General features: G+C 56.0%; 10 protein-coding genes. 4 read left to right on the plus strand and 6 right to left on the minus strand.

Features of this window, described 5'->3' with window-relative positions; genetic code table 11:
• Nucleotides 1-30: 30 nt before the first annotated feature.
• The 6 genes from QYE47_RS22855 to QYE47_RS22880 form a co-directional block, all read right to left on the minus strand.
• Nucleotides 31-3,924, minus strand: a complete 3,894-nt coding sequence (locus QYE47_RS22855) for an RHS repeat domain-containing protein (RefSeq protein ID WP_070384186.1) — start codon at nucleotides 3,922-3,924, stop codon at nucleotides 31-33.
• A 27-nt stretch (nucleotides 3,925-3,951) separates the two neighbouring features.
• Complete coding sequence (locus QYE47_RS22860) at nucleotides 3,952-4,437, minus strand: hypothetical protein (RefSeq protein ID WP_301159133.1); 486 nt, start codon at nucleotides 4,435-4,437, stop codon at nucleotides 3,952-3,954.
• 58 nt (nucleotides 4,438-4,495) lie between these two features.
• Nucleotides 4,496-7,393, minus strand: a complete 2,898-nt coding sequence (locus tag QYE47_RS22865; protein WP_070384188.1) for a hypothetical protein — start codon at nucleotides 7,391-7,393, stop codon at nucleotides 4,496-4,498.
• 30 nt (nucleotides 7,394-7,423) lie between these two features.
• Entirely contained in the window at nucleotides 7,424-9,679 is a 2,256-nt protein-coding gene (locus QYE47_RS22870) for a hypothetical protein (protein WP_301159134.1), read from the minus strand.
• Nucleotides 9,680-9,728: 49 nt separating this feature from the next.
• Nucleotides 9,729-12,236, minus strand: a complete 2,508-nt coding sequence (locus QYE47_RS22875) for a hypothetical protein (RefSeq protein ID WP_019437424.1) — start codon at nucleotides 12,234-12,236, stop codon at nucleotides 9,729-9,731.
• 84 nt (nucleotides 12,237-12,320) lie between these two features.
• On the minus strand, nucleotides 12,321-14,165 hold the full coding sequence (locus tag QYE47_RS22880; RefSeq protein WP_070384190.1) for a hypothetical protein: 1,845 nt from the start codon (nucleotides 14,163-14,165) through the stop codon (nucleotides 12,321-12,323).
• Nucleotides 14,166-14,351: 186 nt separating this feature from the next.
• Here QYE47_RS22880 and QYE47_RS22885 point away from each other — a divergent pair, with 186 nt between their 5' ends.
• The 4 genes from QYE47_RS22885 (at nucleotide 14,352) to QYE47_RS22900 (ending at nucleotide 25,426) form a co-directional block, all read left to right on the plus strand.
• The gene (locus tag QYE47_RS22885; protein ID WP_070384191.1) at nucleotides 14,352-19,253 is read left to right on the plus strand and encodes an RHS repeat-associated core domain-containing protein; all 4,902 of its coding nucleotides are present in this window, start codon (nucleotides 14,352-14,354) and stop codon (nucleotides 19,251-19,253) included.
• A gap of 278 nt (nucleotides 19,254-19,531) precedes the next feature.
• Entirely contained in the window at nucleotides 19,532-21,526 is a 1,995-nt protein-coding gene (locus QYE47_RS22890) for a hypothetical protein (protein WP_019437427.1), read from the plus strand.
• A 177-nt stretch (nucleotides 21,527-21,703) separates the two neighbouring features.
• Complete coding sequence (locus QYE47_RS22895) at nucleotides 21,704-23,878, plus strand: autotransporter outer membrane beta-barrel domain-containing protein (protein WP_019437428.1); 2,175 nt, start codon at nucleotides 21,704-21,706, stop codon at nucleotides 23,876-23,878.
• Between the two features lie 81 nt (nucleotides 23,879-23,959).
• Complete coding sequence (locus tag QYE47_RS22900) at nucleotides 23,960-25,426, plus strand: hypothetical protein (RefSeq protein WP_019437429.1); 1,467 nt, start codon at nucleotides 23,960-23,962, stop codon at nucleotides 25,424-25,426.
• The last annotated feature ends 304 nt before the right edge of the window (nucleotides 25,427-25,730 follow it).

Here is a 25,730-nt window from a genome sequence, read left to right on the forward strand (position 1 = left end):
GCCGGATTGATCCAGGTTCAGGTTGCAGTATCAAGCCTCACTCTCGGTCGAACTCAGAATATTCTGCGGGTCATAACCGTACAGGCACTCCCCTTTTTCAGGGTCTGTCACCTTGATCAGACGGTTGAGCGCATCATATTCCAGAATACGACCAGCTTCGTCGTGTGTCAGGTTGCCATTTTCATCGTAAAAAAGCTCTGTATGAGTGGGCTCAAGATCGTCGACTCTGTTTTCAATGCCTGAAAGCTGAGCAGGATCCGCAGGGTTTGTGAAATGGTAGATCGCCAGATTACGCCCACCGCCGTCATATTGCGTCACAACCTGACGAATGTTATCCACCGCGTCAAAGCCAAACACCTGGCGGGCTATCTTCTTGCCATGAGGGTCAATTGGGCACAGGTCGCCCTCGCAGGTATAATCGACCAGCCGACCGCGCAAATCATACCTGTACGTTTCTTTACGCAGCACGGTGGGCGGTGTCGCAGGGCCTTCTGCAAGAACGCGTTCAATGATGCGGTCAAATTCGTCATATTCCTGGGTAAGTACTTGCTCGGGCCCTTGGCTGAAGGTGAACGTTCGCGAACGCTCGCGCTCCAGGTCATCATATTCCAACGTCGTTTTAAGCGTATTGACCGGGTCGCTTGATGCATCAGTGGTTGCATAGCTCGCTGTACGCCCCAGGTCGTCGTATGCGAATTGGCTCGACAGGTCTCCCAGTGTGGTGGTATCAAGCCGACCCACATTGTCGTATTCATTGATCTGGGTCTGGCTCAGCACATCCCGGTACGATTCCATTCGCCCCCTGTAGCTATAGCCATACTCCATTTCGTATTCACCACGCGTTTCAACGCGTACTTCACCCGTGCTGTAGTACGTGCGCGAAATCGATTGCCCTTGGGCCTCGACACAGCTTTCCAGGCGTGCGTTCTGCTTGTCGAACACATAATTGGCTTCTTTGCCCCCCAGTTTTCGTAGCACAGGTTCTTCTGTCAGGTAGGGACGATAATCGTATTCGATAACACCCAATGGCGTGCTTACCTTGTTGGGTTTGAGCTCACCCGTCTTGTATTCATATTCCTGTAAACGGCCACCGGTTTTCGACCAATCCATCAGGTCCAGGCCGTTGAAGTGTTGCTCACCCAGCAGCTCAAGGTCATTCACCCGAATGGTGATGGGTAAATCCTTGTCGGTGTGTGCCGCAAAGGTTCTGTAAACAACCTCATCCTTACGTAGTTCATGAGCCAGCAGGCGATCGAAACCATCGTAGGTGAATTTTTCTCTCTGCTTTTGCTCCGCGTTACCCAGCCCTGACTCTTCCTGATGTTTGCGACCCAATCCATCGTATTGGGTCAGCGTCTCGCTCTTGAGTACGGTTTCCTGTTCATCAGTCGGCTTCTCCTTCACCCACCGTCGAACCTGCACAGGCAACTCAAAGCGGTTCAGCTGGGTTTCAGTGACCCCGGTCTTGGCGCCGTTTTCCAGTTCGTTCCCCTCAGCGTCCAGCACCTTCTGCCGCCACTCGCGTTTGATCGGGCCGGTTTCTCCATCGCCGATCGGGTTGGTTTGCGCGAACTCGCCTACGCCATCAGGGCCGACGACACATAGTTGCTCACCCCAGGCATCGTACTTGTAGCCGCTTTTCAAAGGCAGGTCACGGCCCTTGAGCCAGTCAATTTCAGTCTCTTCCAGCAACCTGCCCCATGCGTCGAACCGGGCCGTGTAGATGGGTTTGGTACCCCCTTTGGGCAGACCATTGTCCGGGTCTTCCCGTTCTTCCCTGATCGTGCGATGGGCACCATCGAAATAGGCCACAGTCATCACACCCTTCACATCGTATTGTGTCTGGGTGGCCTGAACGCCCTCGTCGTTGCTCAGTTGATATTCGTAGCGTTTAAACGCCTCTTCTTCCTTGCCCGGGCTGACAATCTCCCGCTCGACGCGCAGCAGTGCGTCCCATACGGTCATGATTTCCGTATTGGTTTCATCACGGCTGAGCACCGTTTCTCCCGATGCCAGGGAGCGCTGCACTCTGATTTCCTTGTTGGTGCCGTCGTAGCCAGTCAGTAGCTGCTTGTCCTGCAGCACTTTCATGGTGCCCTTGACCAAGGGGCCCCGACCCTCGGCAGCATCCCAGCTGAGTGTTTCGAAGGTGTAAGTATGCGCCATCAGGGTGTCGAGCGTGTCCGGTTCGTTCGGTTCACCCTTTTTCGGGTTCGGGTAGCGCGTTTGCTGGCTCTTGAGGCGACCATGTTGCAATGGTTTATCAGCCTCATTGCCCGTTTCATCCTTAGCCTGCTCAAAAGCATGGTGTGTAGCTTTTGTTTCATTGCCACTGGTATAGGTTTCGACCTGCACTTCCAGCCAGTTCTGTTGCTGGGTATGCGGTTGGGCACTGGTCAGCGTTGGCAACTGCTGATAGGTGTAATGCGTGGTGCGAACCGCAGCACTGCCGGGATAGCCGGCTGCCGGCTTCTGGATTTTTTCCTTCAGGTAGGTAACGAAGCCTTCTGCATGGCCTGGGAAGCCCGGCTCTTCTGCCTCATACCAAGTGTAAGTCTCTTCAATACCAGTGACGGCCCTATGCGTCTTCAGGTTGCCGTGATCGTCGTAGGTGCTGGCTTCCGCCAACGTGAACCTGGCGGACGGGTCGTCCTTCAACCACCAGGACGTATCGATGCTGTGGACCAATTGACAATACTTTGGCTGCTCCTTGAACAGGGCGCCAGGCTTGAGGTTATACCCCGTCTGGACTTCCTTGATCTGGTTGCCGATAACTTCGGTTTCGTCGGCATTCAGCGCCTCACCTACATAGGTCGTTTCCCTGGTAAGCAGGTGGAACTTGTTGAACTCGCGGACGGTGCTGCGTACGGGCTTTTCATCAACCCAGAGTGTCTCTGTGGTGGCATAGTCATAGTCGATAACCTGGCGGAACAGATTGTCCAGGCCATCGTTTACCCAGGTCAGCGGTGCATTGCCACCCAGGAAGTTGTAACCGTTGCTGGAATAGGTATAACGCGTGTCGATCGAAGGTTGCTCATGGCCTGGGTGCTGCACATGCCGTGTAACCCTTGGCAGGGGGTCCAGGCCCGAACCGATCGGGAACTGGTGGCCGCCATCACCATAGGTGAGTTCATCCTTACCGTCCGAAGGGGTGTAGACCGTGCTGATGCAATAGATATCTCTGATGCGGCTATACGTAAAGCCCCACCTCGGCGGTTTTTCGATGCGCAGCCCGGCGCGGTCCACCGGGTTGTCGATGGGCAGTTCGATGCGGTCCACCCGGTTGCCGGTACCCAACACCAGGGTATAGGTGGCGATACCCGTGTCTGTCGGCATCGTCAACTGCACATTGTCATTGCGAACGACTTCCAACAAGGTGACATCGCGCATGTCGGTAATCTTGGTCAACATCGGAAAACCGTTATGGGTGCCGTATTCCAGGTTCAGCCAATGGCCCTGGCGACTGAAGATGCGGGTCGGCACTGCCCTGACGTACGGGCTCGAACCTTTTCGCTCGAGCACTTCCACCACGCCGGAGCGGTGCACCACCCGCCAGCGGTCTTCAGCGTCCTCATAAAGGTGGAACGTGTCGATCTTTTTCTCCGACATCGTCAACTGGTTGGTAGCGCCGGCACGGCCGTCGGCTTTGAACGTTTCGCCATTGGCCAGGGAAATGATCCGGCGGTTCTGGGCAGGGTCGAATTCGGTGGTGCGCAGGTTCCAGCCTGTACCAAAACCACTGTCGGCAAGGCTGAGCGGGCTATAGCGCAACGTCACGTCAAACTCGGGCCCCGACTGGTCGTTGCCCGAAATGCTGCGAAGCTTGGCGGTGAAAGTGTACAAGCCCGTGCGTGAATCGACGCCGCCCGTCAAGTGGCTCATGAAGTTGAAGGCGTTGGAATGCACCGAACGTTCATCGGACATCATCGTTCTCCTTGGAGTAGCTCGGGATTAGAGGTCGATATACACGCAAGAGAGTTTACCGCCCACTTGCTGACCAGCTTCATATTCTTTTTTATCAAGAAGAATACCGCTTGTAATAATAGACTTTTCTGGGGCTGGCGCTAAATCTGCAATCTTTCGCCAGGCGGTCGTTGTCGGCTGTATATATGTTCTAATTTTGAACCACCACGACTTTTTGGGGCAATGTTCCTCGGAGTACAGTGTAATCAATGTACCCGACGGGGCGTTCTCAACTCGATACCAATACATATCGTCGTTTTTACAACCATTTTTCGGAAAATTATATTCAATTCCACCCGGTTCGATTTCGATTGAGCAGGTGTTTCCAGAATCAACCTCATCCTTACCACCCGCAAAATACACTTGTGCCGTGCTTTTCGCCTCAGAAGGATTGTCAAGTGCATAAACACCTGTCACCACTGACAACAAAACCGAGAGCATACCAACGCGCCACGCAGACTGGCAGAGTTTCATGATTACACTCCTTTCAATATATTTAACAGGCCGCCCGCGCAGCAGGCGGCCCATCCGCTCAAACTGGCGTGAACAAAGTATGGTCGATGTAGTTTCGATGACCGAGCGTAGTGGGGCCTCTGTAGGCGAAGCGCCGATAATGGGCATTACCCTGTCGATCCCGTAGCAAAACCACCAGGGATCTCGAAAGTTGATCACGCGTAGCGTTTTCTCCCCCGACGTAGTCGAAATCCATCACCCGATGATTAGTGATTACCAAGGTACCCTGTTCAAAAACATCGTCAAATACTGTTTTTTTCAGTTCCTCTCGGTTGGCCATGAGCTTTGACAAGTTCTCATCAAAGTCGATAGGGACGCTATTAGCCTCCCCTGAATTCCATTTAGCGGCGTCCTTGGCTTCGCTGTCCCGGAAGATAGAACCGGTAAAACTGAACATTACCTCGTTTTTGTTTTCGGACTCCCAACGAATCATGGAAGTGCTGATATGGGGGTCCGATGCGTTCCGCGCCAGAAACTCGATGGTTTCGAAGCTGCTGTTAATCAACTTGAGTATCCAGTAATCCTGCGTTACCAAATTATAATCGAACGCCGGGTCACCGGGTTCGTTCGGGAGACCCGTACTACCTTCTACACGCACGCGCGTCCAGGAATAGTTTTGTTCCCCGAAGACAGGAGGTGATTTGGGCGTTATTTCAATCGTGGCCCCCACGCTGCCGCTGTTATCATCGGATTGATAGGGCCCCCCCGCGTCGGCTAAGAACATACTGTAGAAGGTGGTCGCCTGCCCTGCCCGCGCCTTGGTATGAAGGTAGAGATCCTGCCGGGTTATCGCTTCTTCGTTTCTGGCAGGAAGCGCCTCGGCCAATTGCGAATACACCAAATCAAAACGGTTAGCCACACGACGGATACCCCAAACTCTCTTGTCGGCTGCATCCAAGCCGCCACTGGGGTTGTTGTGATCAGGCAGCGAAGCCACTTCCTGTTTATCTTGCTTGATGGTCAAGCCGATGGTGGCGCGTTCGTCTGCAGTCAATTTATAGTACTGGCCATCCACAGGCTCGGTTTCGATAACTACCTGCAGCCGTAAAGACTGGAACCCGTTCCTCAGCAGTTCGCCCTTGGCACCTTGCTCGGTCCCTCCCGGTACGGTGATGGTATAGCTCTTCAACCTGATCCAGGTGCCCTCTTCCACCAATTGCGCTTCGCCAAATTCGAGCAAGCTGTAGCCTGACGCCAGCACCACGCCATTCTCCACCAACTCGCAGGTCACGACACTGGCGCCCTGTTCTTCACCTGAAGGGGCGATATAGTTACCTTCGCCATCCAGGGTACCCGGGCCGATCAGTTTCCAGCGCCGACGTGCGTCTGGCAGTAATTCCGGGTCTCGCTCTATCAGCGGCACGACCTCACCTGGCTTCAGGCCGGTTGCACGTACAGGGTCGATGACCATCGATTGCAAACCATTGAGCATGACCAGTGTCGACATACGCTGCTGGCTGCCTGTGGCTTGCACTTGCTGGACAGTCAGCTGGCGCCGGCTGGCCGCCTTTTCGGCGGTATAGGAATTTCGGTGGCCGTGGGTCTGCGCAAGCTGACCGCGCGGATCTCCGAGCAGCGACCACTCGATATTGCCCCCCGGCATGGCCGCGCTCAGTGCAATCGGCGTGCGCGCGGCAAACACACCCACCCGCGGCGCGATCTGAACCTGCTCGAACTGCACGATCAGTTGGGTGGTCACGCGATGCGTTTCTTTACCATCGTCAGAATCAAGCTCGGCTGTAATAAAGATTGTCAGGCTGTGATGGCCAATATCCTCAAGCCCAACAGCCTGGTAAAGACCATCAGGGCCGATTTCACCATCGCCCACCGCCAAATGGCTCTGGCGGCTGCGGGCATACCATTGGCTGGCTTGCACCTCCTCCCCTGCCTGATCGCGCAGGGTAAACTTGACTGATCCGCCCGCAGGCACGGTAGTGGTGGGCGAGTCGATGGTATATAACGGGGGTACAGCGACAATGCTGCCAAACACTGCGAGGTCGTGCGGGGTATGCCGTTCGCGCTCCTCGAACTTGTGCAACGTCCCGAACAGTATCGATGCCAGAACATCCAGATTGTCGTCACTCACATGGCCTAGCAGGGCTTTGTCCACAACGATGGTCGCCGAATAAAGCTCGCTTCCGTCTTCGTCCAGGTCATCGGGAATCAGGTAGGGAAACGACTTTGGTATCTGGCCTGGCTGCGTATTTGCCCGCAACTGAATGAAGGTGAGTACCGCACCGTCGCCATAATTGTCCGCCCCCAAGACTTTGGCGCCTGGCGCCGGCTGGGTCAGGATAGTGAAGTTGACGGGCGACAAAGCCGAGTAGCCTGAGAAGTCAATCATGCCCAATTCGAACTGGCCTTGGTGCGCGGGTAACCGTTTGAACCAATCCAGCATGGCGGCAGTGATCAGGCCATTGAGGTGCTCGTCTTCACCCCCCAGGTTGCAGCTGAAACTGGACGCCTCCGCCAGGTCCAGCGTGACCCTCCCGCGCCGGTCGATCTCGCCGGTCACCAGCTTGAGGTCGACGTTCATCATCAGCGAATAACCCATGGACGCATCGATGATGAAGCGCGTCTGCAGGTTTTCTGCCAATGGCGATTGACGCCTGTAGACCCCGGCCAGGATAGGGAAGGTCAGCTGTGCTGTGGAGTTCTCCAGCGACGCATTGGCAAATGAAAGCAGCGGCGGGCCAAATTCGATCCCGCGCAACACGCTTTGTGTGCGGATATGGTCTTCATGGTCGACGTCTGCATTGAACAGCGGAACGAAACTCAACGCACTAAAACGCTGTTTGTATTGCTCGAGCAGCACCTCGTTAAGGCGCGCGCGGCTGAACGCCGCAACGGCCCCCCAACCTTCGGTAATGGGACGCTTGTCCATCCGCTGCAACACATAGGAAATGGGGTTTGACATGTCATTCTCCTGTCAGTGAACGCGAGTGGGTCATACCGAGCGCGTCTTCGATGCCAGCATCTGTTGGCACAAGGCAGTAAAGCGGTCGGGCTGCGAGGGCATGATCAGGTGCCCTTCAAAGCGCCCGTACCCCTCTGATTCATGGGAGGCAATCACCACAATGCCGGGGGATTGCGGCCCACTCTGCGCGGGCACGTACAGGCCGGTGTCAGGGTCGATTTGCCCCGTCCCCACTGCCAGGCGCCACTGTGCGGCCACCGGGTCTTTGTTCGAACCTACGTAAGCCTCAAATTGCATGCTGCCATCGCGCTTTGGTGCAGTGGCCAACTTCACCCTGAGCATGGGCTGCCGCAGGGTAACCAGCACATGTACGGCCTGCTTGCCGGCGGGCTCTTCGAGCTCCACCTCAAACGATTCCACCCAATAGGTTTGTTCTTCGTTCGAATCGGCTGCCTTGGCCATGTAGCGGCAACGACGCCCCTGGTCTTCTTCCAACTTCTCGCCGCTGTACTCAGGGTCAGGATTGACCATCGTCCATTTCAGCGGTTTGGTTTCGAGGGACGCTTCGTCCAGCACCCCTGCATTCAAAAGGCGCTGTGTGCCGGCTTGCATCACGGTGATGAATGGGTTGACCGTCAGTGGCTGGCGCAGCACCGTAACGACGGCAACGCTTCTCTGGCCCGCCTCGTTGGAGGCGATCACCAGCACTTGCCCCGAGCGCCTCTGCAAGGTGTGCGCAGGAGGTGCCCGGAATTTGCCATCGACGAAGCTGCCAGGGTCGGAAGGCCCGCCAGGGAGGGTTTCCAATGTCCAGGTCAGCGCCTCGTTGTGCGGGTTATCCACTATGAATTCATGGAAGCCGCCCGCGAGCACATTCACATCGTCATCGCGAATGCGAAACGCAGCATCGTGGCTCAGCGAACCCGAAGCCAACAGCGCACCGGGAAACGCCAGGTCGGCAGGGTTGAACTTTATGGTATGGCCACCCCCGATTGTCAGCGCTTCCATCCACTGCTCCGGGGCTGCAGGGTTGAGTTTTTTTGCAATCGCCAGCAGGATTGCCCGCTTCACCGCGTAGGCCGCAAAGTCCCCTGCCTGCAAGCGCAGTTCCTCGTATTCATCACCCTCGGGAAGGCCGCGCCGGGCATGGGCTTCCAGTGCTTCCGGCCAGGGGGAGAAAAACTGCCCTTCCAGCAAGCCCTGATCGTTTTCAATGTTGGGTAGCAAATAAAAACGGTGTCGCAGCGACAGGGCAAAATCCGCATTGAACTCCGAAGGTACCTCTTCACCCTTGGCTAGGCAGCTGAAGTCAATCGTGGCCTCGCCATGCCACTGCAAGGTGATCAGGTCCAGCTCGAAAGTGGCTGTAACCCCACCTGCCGCGCCTATCTGGAAGGGCTTGGCGGCAAAGATATATCCTTGGGACTCATAATTCGTAGGCGGTATCTGCAAGATGCCCGCTTCAGCAACCACCTCGACAAGCCGCCCGTCTTCACTGCGGTAGCTGAAACGCCCCCCGTCCAACAGCTGGGTGAAACCAGCGAGGAAGGCATTACGGTGTAGCACACGTGCACTGAGCAACTGCACCGCATCTTCTGGCTCAGGCGGGTCTGGCAGCAGACGTGGGAAATCGCCATTGATATTGGGCAAGTCCCCCGCACTGCCATACTGCGAAGACGCAAACACGACCAAGGTGTCGCCCTTGTCCTGGGCATCCGCCTGTGTGGCAAGCTGGGCAACCCTCAATTCAAGCTCCGGTTGCCCCTGCAACCCCTTGACCAGCGGGTACTCAAGTTTTTCGGCTTCTACTGGCAATTGCTGACGCAACCAGTCACCCGCCAACAGTTGTTCGCTGTCGTGCTCACTCACTGCAAGGCGCATGTCTTCGCCTTTGGACACATCCAGCACCAATGCGCCATTCTTGAAATCTGCGCTGGCTTGTTGTTTAAGCTCAAGGCCTTGTAGCGCATCATGCTCGGATAGGCTGAGGACTTTATTGCCGCCTTCGGTCATGACCAGGGTTCCACCATGCAAGTTGGCCACCATTTCCAACCGGGTGCTCTCGTAACTCGCGCGATTAATGTCCACTTGTGGCCCTGACAACTGGTACCCTGCAAAGTGGTAAACGATATCGCTCATGTCGATTTCAAGCTGGCCAGATAAATCTGTAATTTCGTGTCCCTGGCTTAGATGGGTGGCATGGGTTTGCCGAAGCGCGGTATTGCCTGCGGTCAGGCACACGCCCGTAATACTGTCCCATTTCATCAGGTCCGGGTTATCGACCAACCAATCACCCAGCAATGACGGTTTGTTCATGCTCATGACGAATCTTCCTTTATACTTTGGGCAGTTGGAAAGCACCTACGCCGCGCACAGCATCCTCCAGCCTCGCCGGGGGCAAAGTTTGCACTACATACTGGTGAGAAACGCCGTAATAAACCGTATCATGCGTTGCTGATATCACAGCAAATGGATCACTGCTGGACGCATCATGGGTATAGATACCGGTATTGGGGTCGATGACACCTGAGCCGTACACTACTTTCCATTGGGCTTGAGCCGGAGTTAATTCAACGTTACCCACCTTGGCTTTCAATTGCACAGTGCCAGCCGCAACATCCACTTCACGCGTAATTTTCATTGGCAGCCCCGCATTGCCTTCGGTGATTACCAATGCGACGCGCGCGGTCTCCCCATCAGTGGAATCACTCAGCGTAATTTTATCGAGCGCGAAAGAGGCAAGCTCGTCAGGGTAGCCATCCAGGGGGGGCATCACTGCAGGGGGGGTATAAACTGCAGTCTTACCGTCGGCGGCCAACTGGCCATATTGAGGCGGCTCCCACTTCAAGTTCGTTACATCACCCAGGTAGCCGGCTCGCAAGTTGACCGTGGGGGGCGTGCTGTTGACCTGTGTCACATAGAGGAGCGGACTGATGTGCAAACCCGACCTCAAGACAGTCATCAGTGCCGAACTGCTGAAGTCGGTGTCTATGTGCCGCGCATTGACACGCAGCCGTACAAAGTCGCCATCGAAATCCGAGGCAGCCGGCGGTGTGTACAAGCCGGTATGTTCATCGATCGAACCAATCTGCCCGTTGGAAACAGAATCCAGTACAGGCTCGCACGTCCAGCGAATAAGGCCGGGGTGCGCCGGGACCGTGTTGAACTGCAAGGGCGCGCTTCCCGCCACCAGGGTATGTTGCATGGGATCGATGGCGAACGCGGTTACGGTCGGATTGACAGCGCCAAAGAAGACGAGATCACCAGGAGCGTAAAGAGACTGGCTGATAAGGGCATTGCCAAAATTAAGCTTGATGGTGTTATCGACCAATTCACGGAGGGGGCTGGTAAATTCAAAATTTGTCTCAAACGCTTCACGCAGGAGCACCTCAACACTTGGGGTTTCTACACCCTCAACCGCGCTGAATACAGCGTGCAGAAAACTGTGAATCTGAACAATCATGAACGAAAGATAAAACATCATGAGATTAACAATAATCCAGTAATCTTGATCAACTGGTGGCACCTCGGGAAATTTAATATTTCCAATCACAGGCGCCGGCGCATGAATCTCCTCCAGATTCAAAGCAACAAACTTCAAGGCAACACCTGAACTATCAAGCTCATATGAACAAATAAACTTATAGCTGAAATCATCCTGAGTGCGCCGGTAAAACTCAGAAGTATCTACCCAATCTTTATCCAACGTCCTGCCAATCATCCCTGTGTCATCATCAAGAGATATCGGCTCAATGGCCATTACACCTGTAACGTGCCACTCGATCTCTACCTCATCATCATTGATCGAAACTTTAAAAACCTTATCAAGCTTAATTACAACCTCATCCATGAAGACCTTAAAGGTCACGTTCAGTGTTCGCCCGAGCATATCTGGGTCTGTGGTGAATTTATGCTCTAGCGTCTGCGCTGCAATGCTCATCTCTCCACTTTTAGCCACAGCCCCTACTAGCCTGCCCTCTTCGTCGTGAACAACGTCAAACTCGACGCCACGCACGACCGTTTTCAGGGATTCGACCAACTGTGCCAACATGATTCGCGAGGGTTCAACCAACACCGTCGCGTCATAGGACATGTCATTGGGAAGGAGGTAGCGAAAATCATTTCCAGGGATGTTCCCTTCTTCATCCCCTTCAAAGCGCACCATGGCCAGTACCGCGCCTTCGTCATCGTCTGGGTCGCGCTTGCGTGCCTGCGTGCGCAAGGCAAACGATTTGGCGCGCAGTAACGGATCACCACCTGCTTCTATCTGGCCAAGCGTAAACACACGTTCTGGGGCCTCCAGCCCGTCAAACTTTTGCTTGAACCACTCACCCACCAGCCGTTGCTCACCGGGGTCGTCTGATACGTTAATGCTGAAGTCGGAGCTTTCTTTCAAGTCAAGTCGCACGCGCCCCTCTTCACCTACCACGCCGGGCACGTTGGCCAGTAGCAGTTTCAGGTTAAGTTCCGGCCCCAGCAGCGGACTGGTTTCGCGTATTTCCCGAACTTCCCACTCCCCGGCTGCGTTACGCAAACCCAACTGTGTTCCCGACATGACCTGTGTGGTCAAGCGCGCGGTGGAATCGTTGGCGTCCCCGCCCAGGAAGCCCAATCGCGGCCAATCCAGGGTAAATTGGTTTAGTGCAAAACGCCGGTCCGGGCCATTCTCGATACTCCCGGTCAAGGGCTTGAGGTAAGAGTCTGTTTTGAACCGACGAATGTAAACCTGCAGCAGCAGACGATTCAGCTTTTCCCTGTCCATGAAAGAAATCATGCCCCACTTCAGGCTGCGCTTTTCCTCTAGCAGCCACGCATACAATTGTTCAAAGCTATATTCAGCCATGGTTCTATCCTCACAAAAATAACAAATCAGTGACATTCACCGATCACGAGTCATCTAACCAACACTTGCCGCAAGACCTGGAATTCAAGGCACTACCTTGAACTCGGCAGTCCGGCCTTGAACAAAGCTTGTACCCTCATCGAAACTGACTTTTACGTACACATGGAAATGAGTATTCTCCTCAAGCTTCAACAGATACTCCTTGCTCAGGCTCATTCGCAACCAACCCTCATTCCATTCATCCGCAGAGACTGGCTTGTCATCGCGTATCACTTCTTCTGGCAAGGAGGGCTCGCCCGGCTTTGACTTCCCCGTAACATAAACGCGTACAATCTGGCCCTGCGCGAAGAAAAGCCAGCTATTACTGTTCAACGTAAACGTTACACTATCGATAACCTGCGACACTGGAATGTCCGAGGTCGCAAAGTCCGGGCACTGAACCGCTCGAAAAGCATCGGATGTCAGTGGTTGAATTTTCAAGCCATAGGCAGGTGAGCGTTGCTCGCCATCATCAGCATCTTTAACGGTATAAAACACTTTGACCCGCTTGCCAAAATTGGCAGGTATCACAGCACGGGGAATCTGGAACTCCCAGGGATTACCGACAGTGGGTTTATCGGTTTGGTACTTACCTGTAGTACCAAACCCCTCCCAGTACATGGTTATCTTGCCATCATTGGTTTCCGACTCCTGCGGCACTCGGATTTTTGTCCCCAACGTCAAAAGACTCGGGCTGATGAAAGCGAATGAAACCATCTCTGGATCAACTTCCTCGCCCGGCTCAGGTTCTTGCTGTGTAGCATCCGGGTTGAACGGAGGCTTAAGAACCAACGGCTTCTTCAAGACAAAATCCAAGGGTGTGGAGTCGGCTGCCCCGCCCACCCTGGCCCATTGCCAAGTCAGCTTTACCGCTTCACCGATGTGTTCTTGCAACCATTGCGCCGGCACAAGAAAACGCAAGCGCTTGCTATCCAGAATTGAACGGTCTATACGCAGCATGTGTCGGCTAACCTTCTTGCTCACAGCCGTAAGCAGCAGTTCATCACCGTGTCGAATGCCGTAATCATCCACTTCAACCGGTAAGCCGTCCCCATACTTGGCCGGGTCGAGCCAGCCGCCACTGTGCCCCGGTATTACCGGGGGGGGCAAACTTGGCGACTGCCCCGCGTTTTCCTTGATGGTGAAGCGCTGGACCGGAGACTGGCTTATTCCACCGTTTTTATAGTTGACGGTATAGCTCAGCTCGCACCACCCACCGGCTATTAAAAACTTGATTTCGTCAATTATCCAAACCAATGGCTCGTCAGAGCCCTCACCCAGCTCTTTGGTGTAATTTTCGGAATTACCAAATTCGTCTTTCCATGAAAGCACAACGTTATCACCCGCCGTCATGAAGGGATAATGGGTGGTAACAACACGGCCATCTCCCTTCAAGCGTTCAAGGTCAATTACAAGACCGTCACTGTCCATAAAGTGCGGCGGCGGCAACATCAGAGCAGGCTCAACTTGCTTGTTGATATAAAAAAACAGCCGGCCGGATGACTCTTCCAGGGCCGGGCCTGGCATGACGTTACCCCGAATATCGGTTCGCGCGTATGAATAGAACGCATAGCCCTTGTCCAGGCCTTGCAGCAGGCCATTATCTATTTCAATCAAGAAACTGCCATCAGGCTCCAGATCAGTCACAGGCAGCGGGTTTGGGTCACGGTCGTGAATTTCCCCCAGTGCACCACACCCGAAAAAGCGCGGAGCGACGAAATGCCCCAGGTCTATTCCTGGGTACTTGATGTACGTTTTCAGCGCTTCAGCCCCTAAGTCATCAAGACTCAGCGAATCACCCTTCAATAACGGAATCTCGGGGCGCGGCAGCGCCGCAGTTGAAGCCATTAAGCCCTCGGATTGCTCGCCATGCCGCTTGCGAAGTTTCATTCGCTAATCCCCACCCTATTAATTGCTTTGATCAGCACTGGTTTTAACTGCTGATCTCGATGGGGATTTTTTACACCTTGGCCCGCCTTGCCGAAACTAGCACTTTTAACAGGTGGCAACTGTTATGCCGTTTGCTAGTGTCCGTGCTTATGCATCCCGTACCTCACCCCTGGAGCGCTCTTCATCATGGCCACTGAATCCAGTATCAATTCCAATGCCTTCAATTTTTTCAATCACATGCAGAGCGGTGTTGACTCGCGAACGGGCCTTTATTCCTTTCAAATCGCCCTCTCCGCGTTTTACGGCAGTGACCTGTTGGCGCCTGAAATCGAATTGAACCTACGCTACAGCCAACTGAACACGCAGGACCGCGGCTTTGGCAGGGGCTGGAGCCTGCCCACCACCGAGTTCGACCCTGCCCAGAAACGCAGGATCATTTCCCTGGCCAATGGCGAAACGTTCAAAGCCGACGGCCGTGTTGGCGCTACCAACCAGTTGACGATGTCGGAGAAAAAGATCGACACGTTCCACCTTTATGAGGACGCTGAAGACCGCTGGCGGGTGGTGCACCGCTCCGGCATGGTGGAAGTGCTCGAGCGAAAAGGTTCAAGCACGAATGGCAGGGCGGTGCCGACCCGCATCTTCAGCCGCCAGGGGCATTGGCTGAACCTGGAATACGGCACCCATAACGGCTTCCCGATGTTGACCAAGATCACCGACATGCGCGGCGTCACGCTGCTGGAGGCCGTTCGTAACGGTGATGTGCAGCTGAGGATGCCAACTGACACGGGTAACGCCACCTATACCATGGTGTTGGGCACCAACAACCGGGTAACCCGCATCGAACTGCCCACCGACAACCAGGCGAGCTGGCGTTTTTCCTATATCAGCGTCAGGAATGTCGATTGCATCAGCACGGTGTACACCCCTGCGGGCGGTTTCGAAGAACTGAAATACGATGATTACGGCCACCAGTTCCCGATCGGTTCGGGCCTGGACCCCCTGCCAAGGGTTACACAGCATGTGCAGCACCCAGGCAATAAGCAACCCCCGATCGACACGCGTTACACCTATTCCAGCAACGGTCACAACTTCCTGGGTGGCAATGCACCACTGGAGTGGATAGACGATGGCCTGGACAACCTGTTCCGCAAGGAAATCGACTATGACTATGCCACCACAGAGACACTCTGGGTGGATGAAAGGCCCGTACGCAGCACCGTCCGAGAGTTCAACAAGTTTCACCTGAACACCCGTGAAGCTGTGTATCGGGGCACCAAGCTGAACGCCGACAACACTGAAGTCATCGGCAATTTCATTGAAGAGAAAATCACGACATATAACCTGAAGCCCGGGCGCTTCGAGGAGCAAGTGAACGCCTGTCAGTACCCGATCAAAATCGAAACCCGTTGGCGGCTGCGCGATAGCGGCCGTCAACGCGTGGAAACCATCAGGGTCGAGTACGACGATCACGGAAATGTGTTGATGCAGCAAGCAGCGACCGGCGTCGTGGAGACAAACCGTTGGTACCGGAATGGGGATGCGGGTTACCCAGGCAATGCTGAAAACTTTGTGTGCGACCTACACACCAAAACCGTGACACCGGCGGCTGGGCACGGTGGAAACGCCCAGACACTGGTCACGACGCATACGTACAAACAAATCAAAGTACTGGCCAGCAGCAGCGAAGCGACCGGGCAGGAAAGCTGGTGTGCCCTTCATAGCGAAACACTGAGCCACAACGATCGCACACTGAAAGTCACAGCCTATGACTATCACGAGCAGGAAAATGAAGAAGTGCAACTGGCAGAGCCATTGCAACATGGTCGCCTGCAAAAGCGCACCACGGGCTTCCCGAACCCCGCCTTTGGCGAGCCGGGCCAGCCTGAAATGCTGGAAAGCACTGTTGACTATGCCTACCAGTTCGAGACGCTCGATTGGGACAAGATGCACGACGAGCGCTTGCATGATTTGGCTCCAATTACCGTGCTGAAAACGGTGCATGACACCGTGGGGCATGACCAGGCCAGCATGCAGACCAGCGAAGGGCACTCACTGTTCTCTGGCGAACTGGTGCTGAGCAACGACGAGGACAGGGTAGAGAGACGCATCGTCACCGACAAACTGCACCGCAAGATCTTTGAAGTCGTGGCAGGGGGTGGCGCCAGCGAAGCCGTGCGCAGTAATGAGTATGCGCTTTGTGCCGAAGAGGGTGAGCAGGCGAGCCAGCGCTATACCTCACCTACATCCGTGATCACTGAAACGCGGTTCGATGGTTTGGGCCGCGTGCACCAGGTGCTGGCGAGCCATATAGACCCGACAAGGCCCAACGCTTTGTTCCAGGTCCAGGAACTGGTGCACGACGCCTGGGGACGCGAAATTGAAGACAGGCAGTACGACTGGCTGGAGGGCAAACCCTTCCCTGCCGACGTGCCGTACCTGGCCCAGCGATACCTGTACGACAACTGGGAAGGGCGCAGTGTGGTGATCCGCCACGACAACGTTCAGGAACACACGCTTTTCGACCCCACCGTGGAAGATGAAAACAGGAATGTGTGCAAGACCACATGGTTGCAGGTGGCGCAGCAAACGGAGAAAAGCGAGAAGGTCAGGACCTGGAGCAACGCGTTCGAGAAGGCGGTACGGATAGAACGCCTGAGCCCTGTCGATGTGATCGAGGCGGAACAGGTGATGCACTACGACGGCCTTGGCCGGTGCGTGAGCAAATTCGATGAACGCCAGTATGAGACAACATTCGAATACGACCCGTTCGGCCGCTTGAGTGCCAGCACGCGGCCAACCGAAACGCGTATCGAGCATCGTTATGCCCACCACACGGACGCCGAATGGTCGACCAGTATCACCGCCTTTTCCAACCGCGAGTCCGACCCTCCCTTCGAGGTGGGCAGCCAGTGCTATAACGGGGTGGGCAAGGTGACTTCGCGCACCATTGGCAAGCGCACCGAAGAGTTGCGGTACAAACCCGGCCAATCGAAACCAGCGGCCATGATCACCGGCGCGCGCGATACCATCAGCTACGAGTACAACCTGGCGCTCTCCCCTCTTCCTACCCATATGCGCGTGAATGCTGACGAAAAAGGCGACGAGTACATCTATGACCCGATCACAGCCAGGATGAAGGAGTCGCGCGGTGCCAACGGCAAACGGGTCTATCACTACAATGCGCATGATCAGTTGACCGGCGAAACCCTCGAAACGGCAGGCGATGTGCCGCGCACGGCCGAGTATGTCCGCACCTTCCACAACCGCCTGACATCGAGCAAAGATGCCGGGGGCATGACTGCCGTCCATGAATACGACGAGAAAGGGCTCATCACGGCGACACGCCAAGGCAACCTGCTGGCATGCTTCGGCTACAACGGCCTGGGCAGGCTGATATCCGTAACCAGCACCGACACAGTTAACAACAGCACACTGACCACATCTCTTGAGTACGACGACCATGGGCGTGAAAACAAGCGCACCCAGCAGCTAGACACAAGGCCTTTGCCTACGTTGACTCAGGTGTGGGGCAAGGACAATTTGCTCCAAAGCCGCGTATTGCACGACGGGCCCGGGCCTGATGATGATGTTGTGCTCGGGGAAGCATTCCGCTACGACCGGCTGGGGCGACTGAGCATGGTCGAATACAGCGGCCGCGAGATCCCCAAAGACGAGGCAGGCCGCACCCCCCGCCAACAGGCGTTCGATTACGACAGCATTGACAATATTCGTGTTTGCTTCACCCGCTTTGATGACGGCACCAGTGAGAGTGCGACGTATGAATACAACAAAGACGACCGTTTCCTGCTGAAATCGTTGACGCTCTCCACGAGCGGCAGTACGCCAGAAACCGTCACATTCTTCCATGATGCCAATGGTAACCTGACGGTCGACCAGCATGGCCGCGTGCTGGAGTACGACGAAGAAAGCCAGTTGTTGCAAATCAGAGGCCAAAGCCAATATCAATACGACGGTGAAGGGCAACTACTGACCAGCCAGACAGCCAGTGGCTCGCCAAGGCAACTGTGGTTCGACGAGAACCGACTGAGTCTGGCCATCCAGGACGGCAACTACACACGATTTAGCTTCCATGCCGATATACCACTGGCCCAGCAAAGCGATGCCCCCGCCAGAACATTGTTGCTGCAAACCGATTCCAGCCACAGTGTCATCGCCGAATGCGAAGCTGGCGCGGTTCGCGACATACGCTACAGCGCCTATGGTCAGCGGCACGTCACGGTGCCTGTCCACAGTAACTTGGGCTTCAACGGTGAGGCACTGGATGAAGGCAGTGACTGGTACCTGCTGGGGCGGGGCATGCGTGCCTATAATCCGGGGCTTAGGCGCTTCAACAGCCCCGATCCGCGCAGCGTGTTCGACACCGGTGAACTGAACCCCTACACCTACTGCCTGAACAACCCGATTGCCCTGCGCGACCCCAGCGGCTTGACTGCCACGGGCGACGGTGGCAGACCGCGGCGCCCTGACGAAGATGACCCTAACTGGCTGGGGCGCAGGAAGCCTGGTGGCGGCACATTGAACTGGATCATGTTGGGCCTTGGGGTAGCGCTTACCGTTGCAGCAGTATTTACCGCAGGTGCGTCACTGGCTGCGGTAGGGGCACTCGGCCCTGCCGCGGAAGCCGGGATGAGCGCTGCGACCATGGCCGTCAGAGCAGGTACCGCCGGTTTCGTGCAAAGATTATTGGTCAAGGTTGCAGCTACCACCATTAAAGGAACGCTCACGAACACCCTCTTTGCAGGGCTGTCCCTTGGCGGTACCGCAGCGCAGGCAGTTTCAGTCATCAACAACGATGAGGCGGCGGGAACGGCGGCAATGATTCTGGGTATAACAGCTGCCTCTGTAGCAGTTGGCAAAGTAGCATTCTCTGTGGGCAAGTTGGCTTTCTCTGGCAGCAAAGCGGTTAGTACAACGCCAACGGGTGCAGTGTCGGAAGTAGTTAACAATGCGGAGGACATTAGTGGTGCAGCTGCTGGCAGCGGCGAAGGGCCAAGTTTTTTATTAAGGAGTTTCATGGGAAGAAACTTTGGCTACGATCGCTTTATTTTTAGTGGTCTCTTTTGACTGAGCAATACAATCCACTCGTACTTGTTTAAAGCTGAAACAGCTCATTGTCAAACCACTGGCAGATACCACCTAAAAGCCCGCTCAACAAGTGCCTGCAGCCCGCCCCTGGGCTGCAGCATATAAACTGAGCCGGCTTTTTATTTACTTATTATCGACCCACCTAGCATTTTTACCAGTATCCACAACTTCCACTCCACGCTAGCCTTCTCTCACCAACAACCGGTAGCAGGCCAACCCGGCCCCTCCTTATCGTGATGTGTATGGGAGCACTTCGCATGAGCAATGACTCGGCACGTCTACTTGCAGCAAAAGCACGTCTTGACTATCAAAAACAGCGTATTGCCAGGTTGGCGACGCAGCAGGTCGATGCCCTGGCGCCCCCTGAAGTCCAAGGGATAGTCGACCTAGCGGACGGGACCTTGAACAAGGACGTCCTCGATGCAGACCTTGATGTGCTCATACAGGCATGGCTAAACCTGCCCGACCCAATCCTGGGTGACAAGGACACATTGCAACTGGAAATGGCTATCGTTGACGGGCCAGGTGTCGGTGACTTTCTGGAAGTTGGCGCCAGCGCCCAATACGATAAGGACAGTGTATTCCCTACGACGCTGCAGATCCCCAAAGCTGATTACCCCCGTGATGGCAAGCGCCAACTGCGCTATAGAATCGACAGGTACAATACACCTACGCCAGAATACTCTCCCGCAATCGATCTGATTTTCGATAAAACACCACCGTGGGATGCTGTTGAACCTGAACCAGCGGCACTCAATGGAAACGTGGTGACAGACGCTTTTTTCAGCACCAACCCAAACGGCCTGACAGTAACATTACCGCCTTATACTGATCAGGACGAAAAGGATACTTACGCACTTTATTACTCTGACACCGTTCCGGTTGAGGGGCAAATACCGCCCCCCATTGGTCATGGCACACTACCCGCGAACCGGGAACTGCTGATAACCAAGACCGACATAGAAAGCCTGAGTGACGGTCACTTCTACATTGTTTATATCCTGTTGGATAAAGCTACCAACCGCAGCCGCATCTCCAAGATCGCAGAGGTTTATGTAAACCTTGGGTCATTACCCACCGCGCTGCAAGCGCCGGTAGTACCCCTCGCCCAAGGTGATGGCATGATCGACCTGGCCGATGCGCAGGCAGGCGTCACGGTTGAAGTCGACTATACCAACTACCGGAGAAGCGACATTGTCGAGGTCACCTGGGGCGCCTCCAAACCTTTCACCGAAGAGATTGGCTCGCGTAATCTGCCGTTTTACATCAGTGTACCGCCCGATCGCCTGCGTGAAGCCTATGGCGCCGCAGATACCGAACTAGAGACCGACGTCAGTTATCGTGTACTGCGCCATGGTGTTCCCTATGGCCCAGAAAGCACCACACTGAAGGTTGATTTCTCTGTCGCAGGCCCCGACCGCCCCGACCCCGACCCCACTTGGCCAGACCCCATCAACAGCAAACTCGACGCCCCTGCGGTCTGGGGCAAGAACTCTCAACAGGAAAACGTGCTGGATCGGAGTGATACCGGCGAGGCGGCAACGTTCAAGGTCAAACGTCATGACGATGCCAAAGATACTGACATCATGGAATTCTATTGGGCCGGCACGCTGGTCACCGAGGCTAGGTATGATGTCGATTTAAGCCACCCTGCAGATATCGAGCGGCCGCTTCCCTGGACCTACATACTTAATGCCAGCAATAACCCCACGCTACCGGTGCACTACACCATCCGCAAAGCGACCGGGGTAGGTAACGAGCAAAATTCGCCTACTGCAGTGGTCAATGCCAACGCCGTTGTCATCGAGCCGGACGCTCCCGAGTTTCAACGTCTGTACAATAATAGATTCCTCAACTGTGAATCCCTTTGGGAAGATCCACTGAACCCAACTGGCGACCCTGCGTTCAAGGTGTTCGTGCCACCACTGAACCAGTACCTGCCCAATGGCGGTGAGGTAACCCTGACATGGACTGGATGGGGTGGCTACACCGGGGATAATGAGATCCCGGCAGCCAGATTGACCGAGCCCCGCACAATCAACGCAGCAGAAGCGGCTGCGGGCTTTTATTGGGAAGTCAAACCCTACAATCCCCACATCCTCAGTATCTATGACCCCACTGGTTTTGGCGCGGATGGTCGCGGCCGCGTGCAGTACAGCTTCCAGCACGGGGGAGAAACCGTCACATCGAAAACAGCCGAAGCTGTGGTCAGCCTGGGCACTGCTGGAACAGGCACCTGTGCGGTTCCATGAACGGGGCGCCCAAGGACGGGCTGGCAAGGTAGCCCGCGCTCATAGATAGGAAAAGCCGCGAGCTTAATCAGGCTTTTCCTACAGGAAATATCCGCTAAATCCATAGACTTCGGCGCCAATGGCCAGCCTGCAACAGGCGCTGGCCGGTTCCGACTTGGACAAGACACAGGTATTCGTATGTCAGCATTCTCCCCCTTGCCCCTACGCCAGGTTCTGCGCGCAGCCACATTGGCCCCTGCGCTCCTGCTCAGCCCGGACAGCTGGGCCCAGACACCGATCAAGAATGACACAACGATCGATGGCAGCGCAGCACTTGACAACTACACGGTAATGGACGGCGCCACCCTCACGGCCAACGGCGCCATTACTCGTGACATCAGGGTGCTGGAGGGCTCAAGGCTGGTGCTCAATGGTAGCCAGGTAAACGCCACTGGCAACGCCGCAGGCCTGCGCATCAGCGCGGCCGGGGCCACTATCAGCAACAGCCGCGTGACATCTGCCTTCCAGGGCCTGTCCATAGGCAGCGACGCACGGGTTGACGCGTTTGACAGCACCATCAGCGGCGGCGCGGTGGGCGCGGTCATCAACAATAGCCTGTTGACGCTGTCAGCCAGCCAAGTCACTGGCACCAACACCAACAGTGCCGGGATCAACCTGTTCGATGGCAACCTGCAGGCCACTGCAGGCAGCCGCATCGTCGGCGACCAGGATGGCCTCCGCGTGCGTGGCGACAGCGGCCAGCCCGCCGGAACCAGCACAGTGGTACTGGATGCCAGCCACGTAGAGGGCCTGAACGGTTCTGCCATTGCCGTCGCTACGGCGGGGAACGCACCGGCGAGTGCCAGGATCGAGGTATTGAACGGCTCCACCCTCAAGGCCGGTAATGGCACACTGGTGGAAGTCGGCGCCGTCGGCACCGCCGATATCCTGGTCAGCGCCAGCGCCCTGGAGGGCGATATCGTCGTCGCCGAAGGCGGCAGCGGCAAGCTGACCTTGGCCAACCAGGCAACCCTCAAAGGCCGCCTGCACAACCTTGACCTGCTGGCCTTGAACAGCGGTGGCCAATGGACCATGACTGGCGACGCACAGCTCAAGGACTTGGCGCTGGACGGCGGCGCAGTGGCGTTTGGTGATGATGGCGAGTTCTACACCTTGCAGGTGGCCAACCTGGAAGGTAGCGGCACCTTCATCATGAACGCCGACTTTGCCGACGGCAAAAGCGACCTGCTCGAGGTGACGGGTGCCGCCACCGGCAACCATGAGATCCGCGTGACCAGCACAGGCAAAGACCCGCTGGCCGACACCGAACTGCATCTGGTGCATACCGCCGCAGGCGATGCGAGCTTCTCGCTGGCGGGCGGCCCGGTTGACCTGGGCACCTTCGCCTATGGCCTGACCCAGCGCGGTAATGACTGGTACCTGGACGCCTCGATGCGCTCGCTCAGCAATGGCACCAAGACCATCCTGGCACTGGCCAATACCGCCCCTACCGTCTGGTATGGCGAACTTACCACCTTGCGCAGCCGCATGGGTGAGGTACGCCGTAACGACGGCGCATCGGGTGGCTGGATGCGCAGCTATGGCAACCAGTTCAACGCTTCTACCTCCGGCTTCGGCTACAAGCAGCAGCAACAAGGGCTGTCGTTCGGTGCCGACGGTCGCCTGCCAATCGGCGATGGCAACTGGCTGATCGGGGTCACAGCGGGCTACAGCAACTCAGACCTCAACTTGCAGGGCGGCAGCTCGGGCAAGGTCGACAGTTACCACATGGGGGCCTACACCACTTGGCTCGACTCGCAAAACGGCTACTACTTCGATGGCGTTGTAAAAGTCAACCGCTACCAGAACCGTGCCGATGTGCAGTTGAGTGATGGCAGCAAGACCAAAGGCGACTACAGCAATCACGGCATCGGGGTGTCACTGGAGGCCGGTCGGCATATCAAGCTGGAGGATGGTTACTTCATCGAGCCTTATGCCCAACTGGCAGCCATGGCCATCGAAGGTCAGTCGTATCACCTGGCCAATGGCTTGCAGGCCAGCGGTGACGACACCCGCTCGCTGCAGGGCAAGCTGGGTACAACTGCCGGGCGCACCTTCGACTACGGCCAGGGCCGCATGATTCAGCCTTATGTACGGGTTGCCGGGGCTCACGAGTTCGTCAACAACAACCGCGTGAAGGTGAACGGCAACAGCCTCGACAATGACCTGGCGGGCTCGCGCGCCGAACTGGGCGCCGGTGTGGTGGCAGCCTGGGACCAGCAATGGCAGGTACATGCGGAGTTCGACTATGCCAACGGCGAGCAGCTCGAACAGCCTTGGGGGGTGAGCGTGGGCGTCCGTTACAACTGGTGATTGCAGCACCCTGCGGCGCAGTCCGGCGCACGCAGGGCACAAATCAGCACTCAATGCTTGTCCTTGACAGGAGACCAAGCCATGCCATTGATTACCCTGATCCGTTCACTCTGGTCCTCGCTCAAGGGGCGGACCACTCAGGCAGACCCACTCGATCCACCCGAGATCGCGGCGCTGCTACCAGACCTTGAGGGTGGCGAAACCCATTTACTGCGTTTCAGCGCAACGCATCAGCCGCTTGAAGTCAGGTTCAAGATGTGGAAGAACTCCAATCCCGCAATGGGTGAGGAAACGCTGACGCTGTACTGGGACGATACAGCAGTCGCTCAAAAGTCATGGACAGCGCCGGTGCCCGAGGACGACCTGTTCCTCCACGTACCGCAACACCTGTTGCTCAGCGAGGGGAGACATACCCTGTTTCATCATGTAAAGCTCTACAGCGGCAACCCTTCGTCTTCACTACCCTTTCACATCACCATCGACCGAACGCCCCCTCAACTACCGGCGGACAACATGCTGGTGTTCGACCCTGAGGTAGTCCAAAACGGTGTCACCGACGCCTATCTGGTGGAGCACAATGAAGAACTGGAGGCCACTGTGCCCCTTTATTCAGGTATCCGTGTGGGTGATGTGCTGACCTGGTATTGGTCCACCTCCCCCTCCGGCATGCACCAGGCGGGGAGCAGGCCCGTAACACAGGGAGACATCAACAAACCGCTGAAGGTGATCATCCCAGGCAAGCACATCCGTGATATGGCTGACGGCCTACGCTATGCGCGGTACACGGTTCAGGATTATTTGGGCACGCCAGAACTACAGTCGCAAATTGTGCTGCTGGACGCCAAACCCACTCCGTTACCCGTGAACTTCTCCACACCCTACCTGAAGGAAACGGGCAGTACGGGAAGCAGCAGCACGCTGGACCCGGTTCGGGCCTCGAATGGCGCAACCATCATCATAAAAGCGGGTAACCCCTTCGAGCCCGCTGACAGCGTGAGGGTATACTGGGCAAACCCAGGGGAACACGGCGCCTATGACGCCCCCGTCGAGGTGGCTACCGGCGACATTGCCTGCCCCATCCCCAGAACCAACGTTGCGGCACGCATGGGCAGTAGCCTTGCGCTGTATTACACGGTAACCCGTCGCGGCACAACTCATACATCCGGGCTTCACACGCTGACGGTACGAACCCCCACCAATCTGCCCGCGCCTCAGTGTGAGGCGATCCAGAGTGGTGAGCTGAGCCTGAGTGGGATGGGAGACCAAGCCACCTTTACCCTCAACACGTGGCCACTCAGGGATACCAGTCAGTTCGTCAGGCTGCACATCACCGGCAAGCGTAACGATGGAGGCGACGCTCCTGTCGTGGTCACAGACGCGACCCCGGTAACGTCGGCAACAGGGATCATGACGGTAGGTTCGGTAACCCCGGCAGCGCTGAGCGTGTTCACGGTCTCTTATCAGATCGACATCCTGTGCTATTTCAGCGTGGACAACAAACTCACCTGGATCCCGTTCCCTTACGTACCCGTGACACTGGTGGGTTGACAAAAACCACTCCCTCTGCTGATCAAGGAAACCGGCTTCGACAAGGAACCACGCCCTCAAAGCCCCCGCAGGCTTTGCACTGTCGTCTGTGCGAAGGGCGCCTAGCAGTGGCACATTGAATTTCAAGGCTGATGATGGATTCGGGCGAACTGCGCTGAAACGAAAAAAGACGCCGAAGCGTCTGTTTTCGAGGATTTACAGAATCTCATGGAACTCTGTAGATCTTGATTTGGAGCGGGAAACGAGACTCGAACTCGCGACCCCGACCTTGGCAAGGTCGTGCTCTACCAACTGAGCTATTCCC

Source organism: Pseudomonas sp. 2,4-D (assembly GCF_030418155.1).
In the GTDB taxonomy this organism is placed as follows: Bacteria; Pseudomonadota; Gammaproteobacteria; order Pseudomonadales; family Pseudomonadaceae; genus Aquipseudomonas; species Aquipseudomonas alloputida.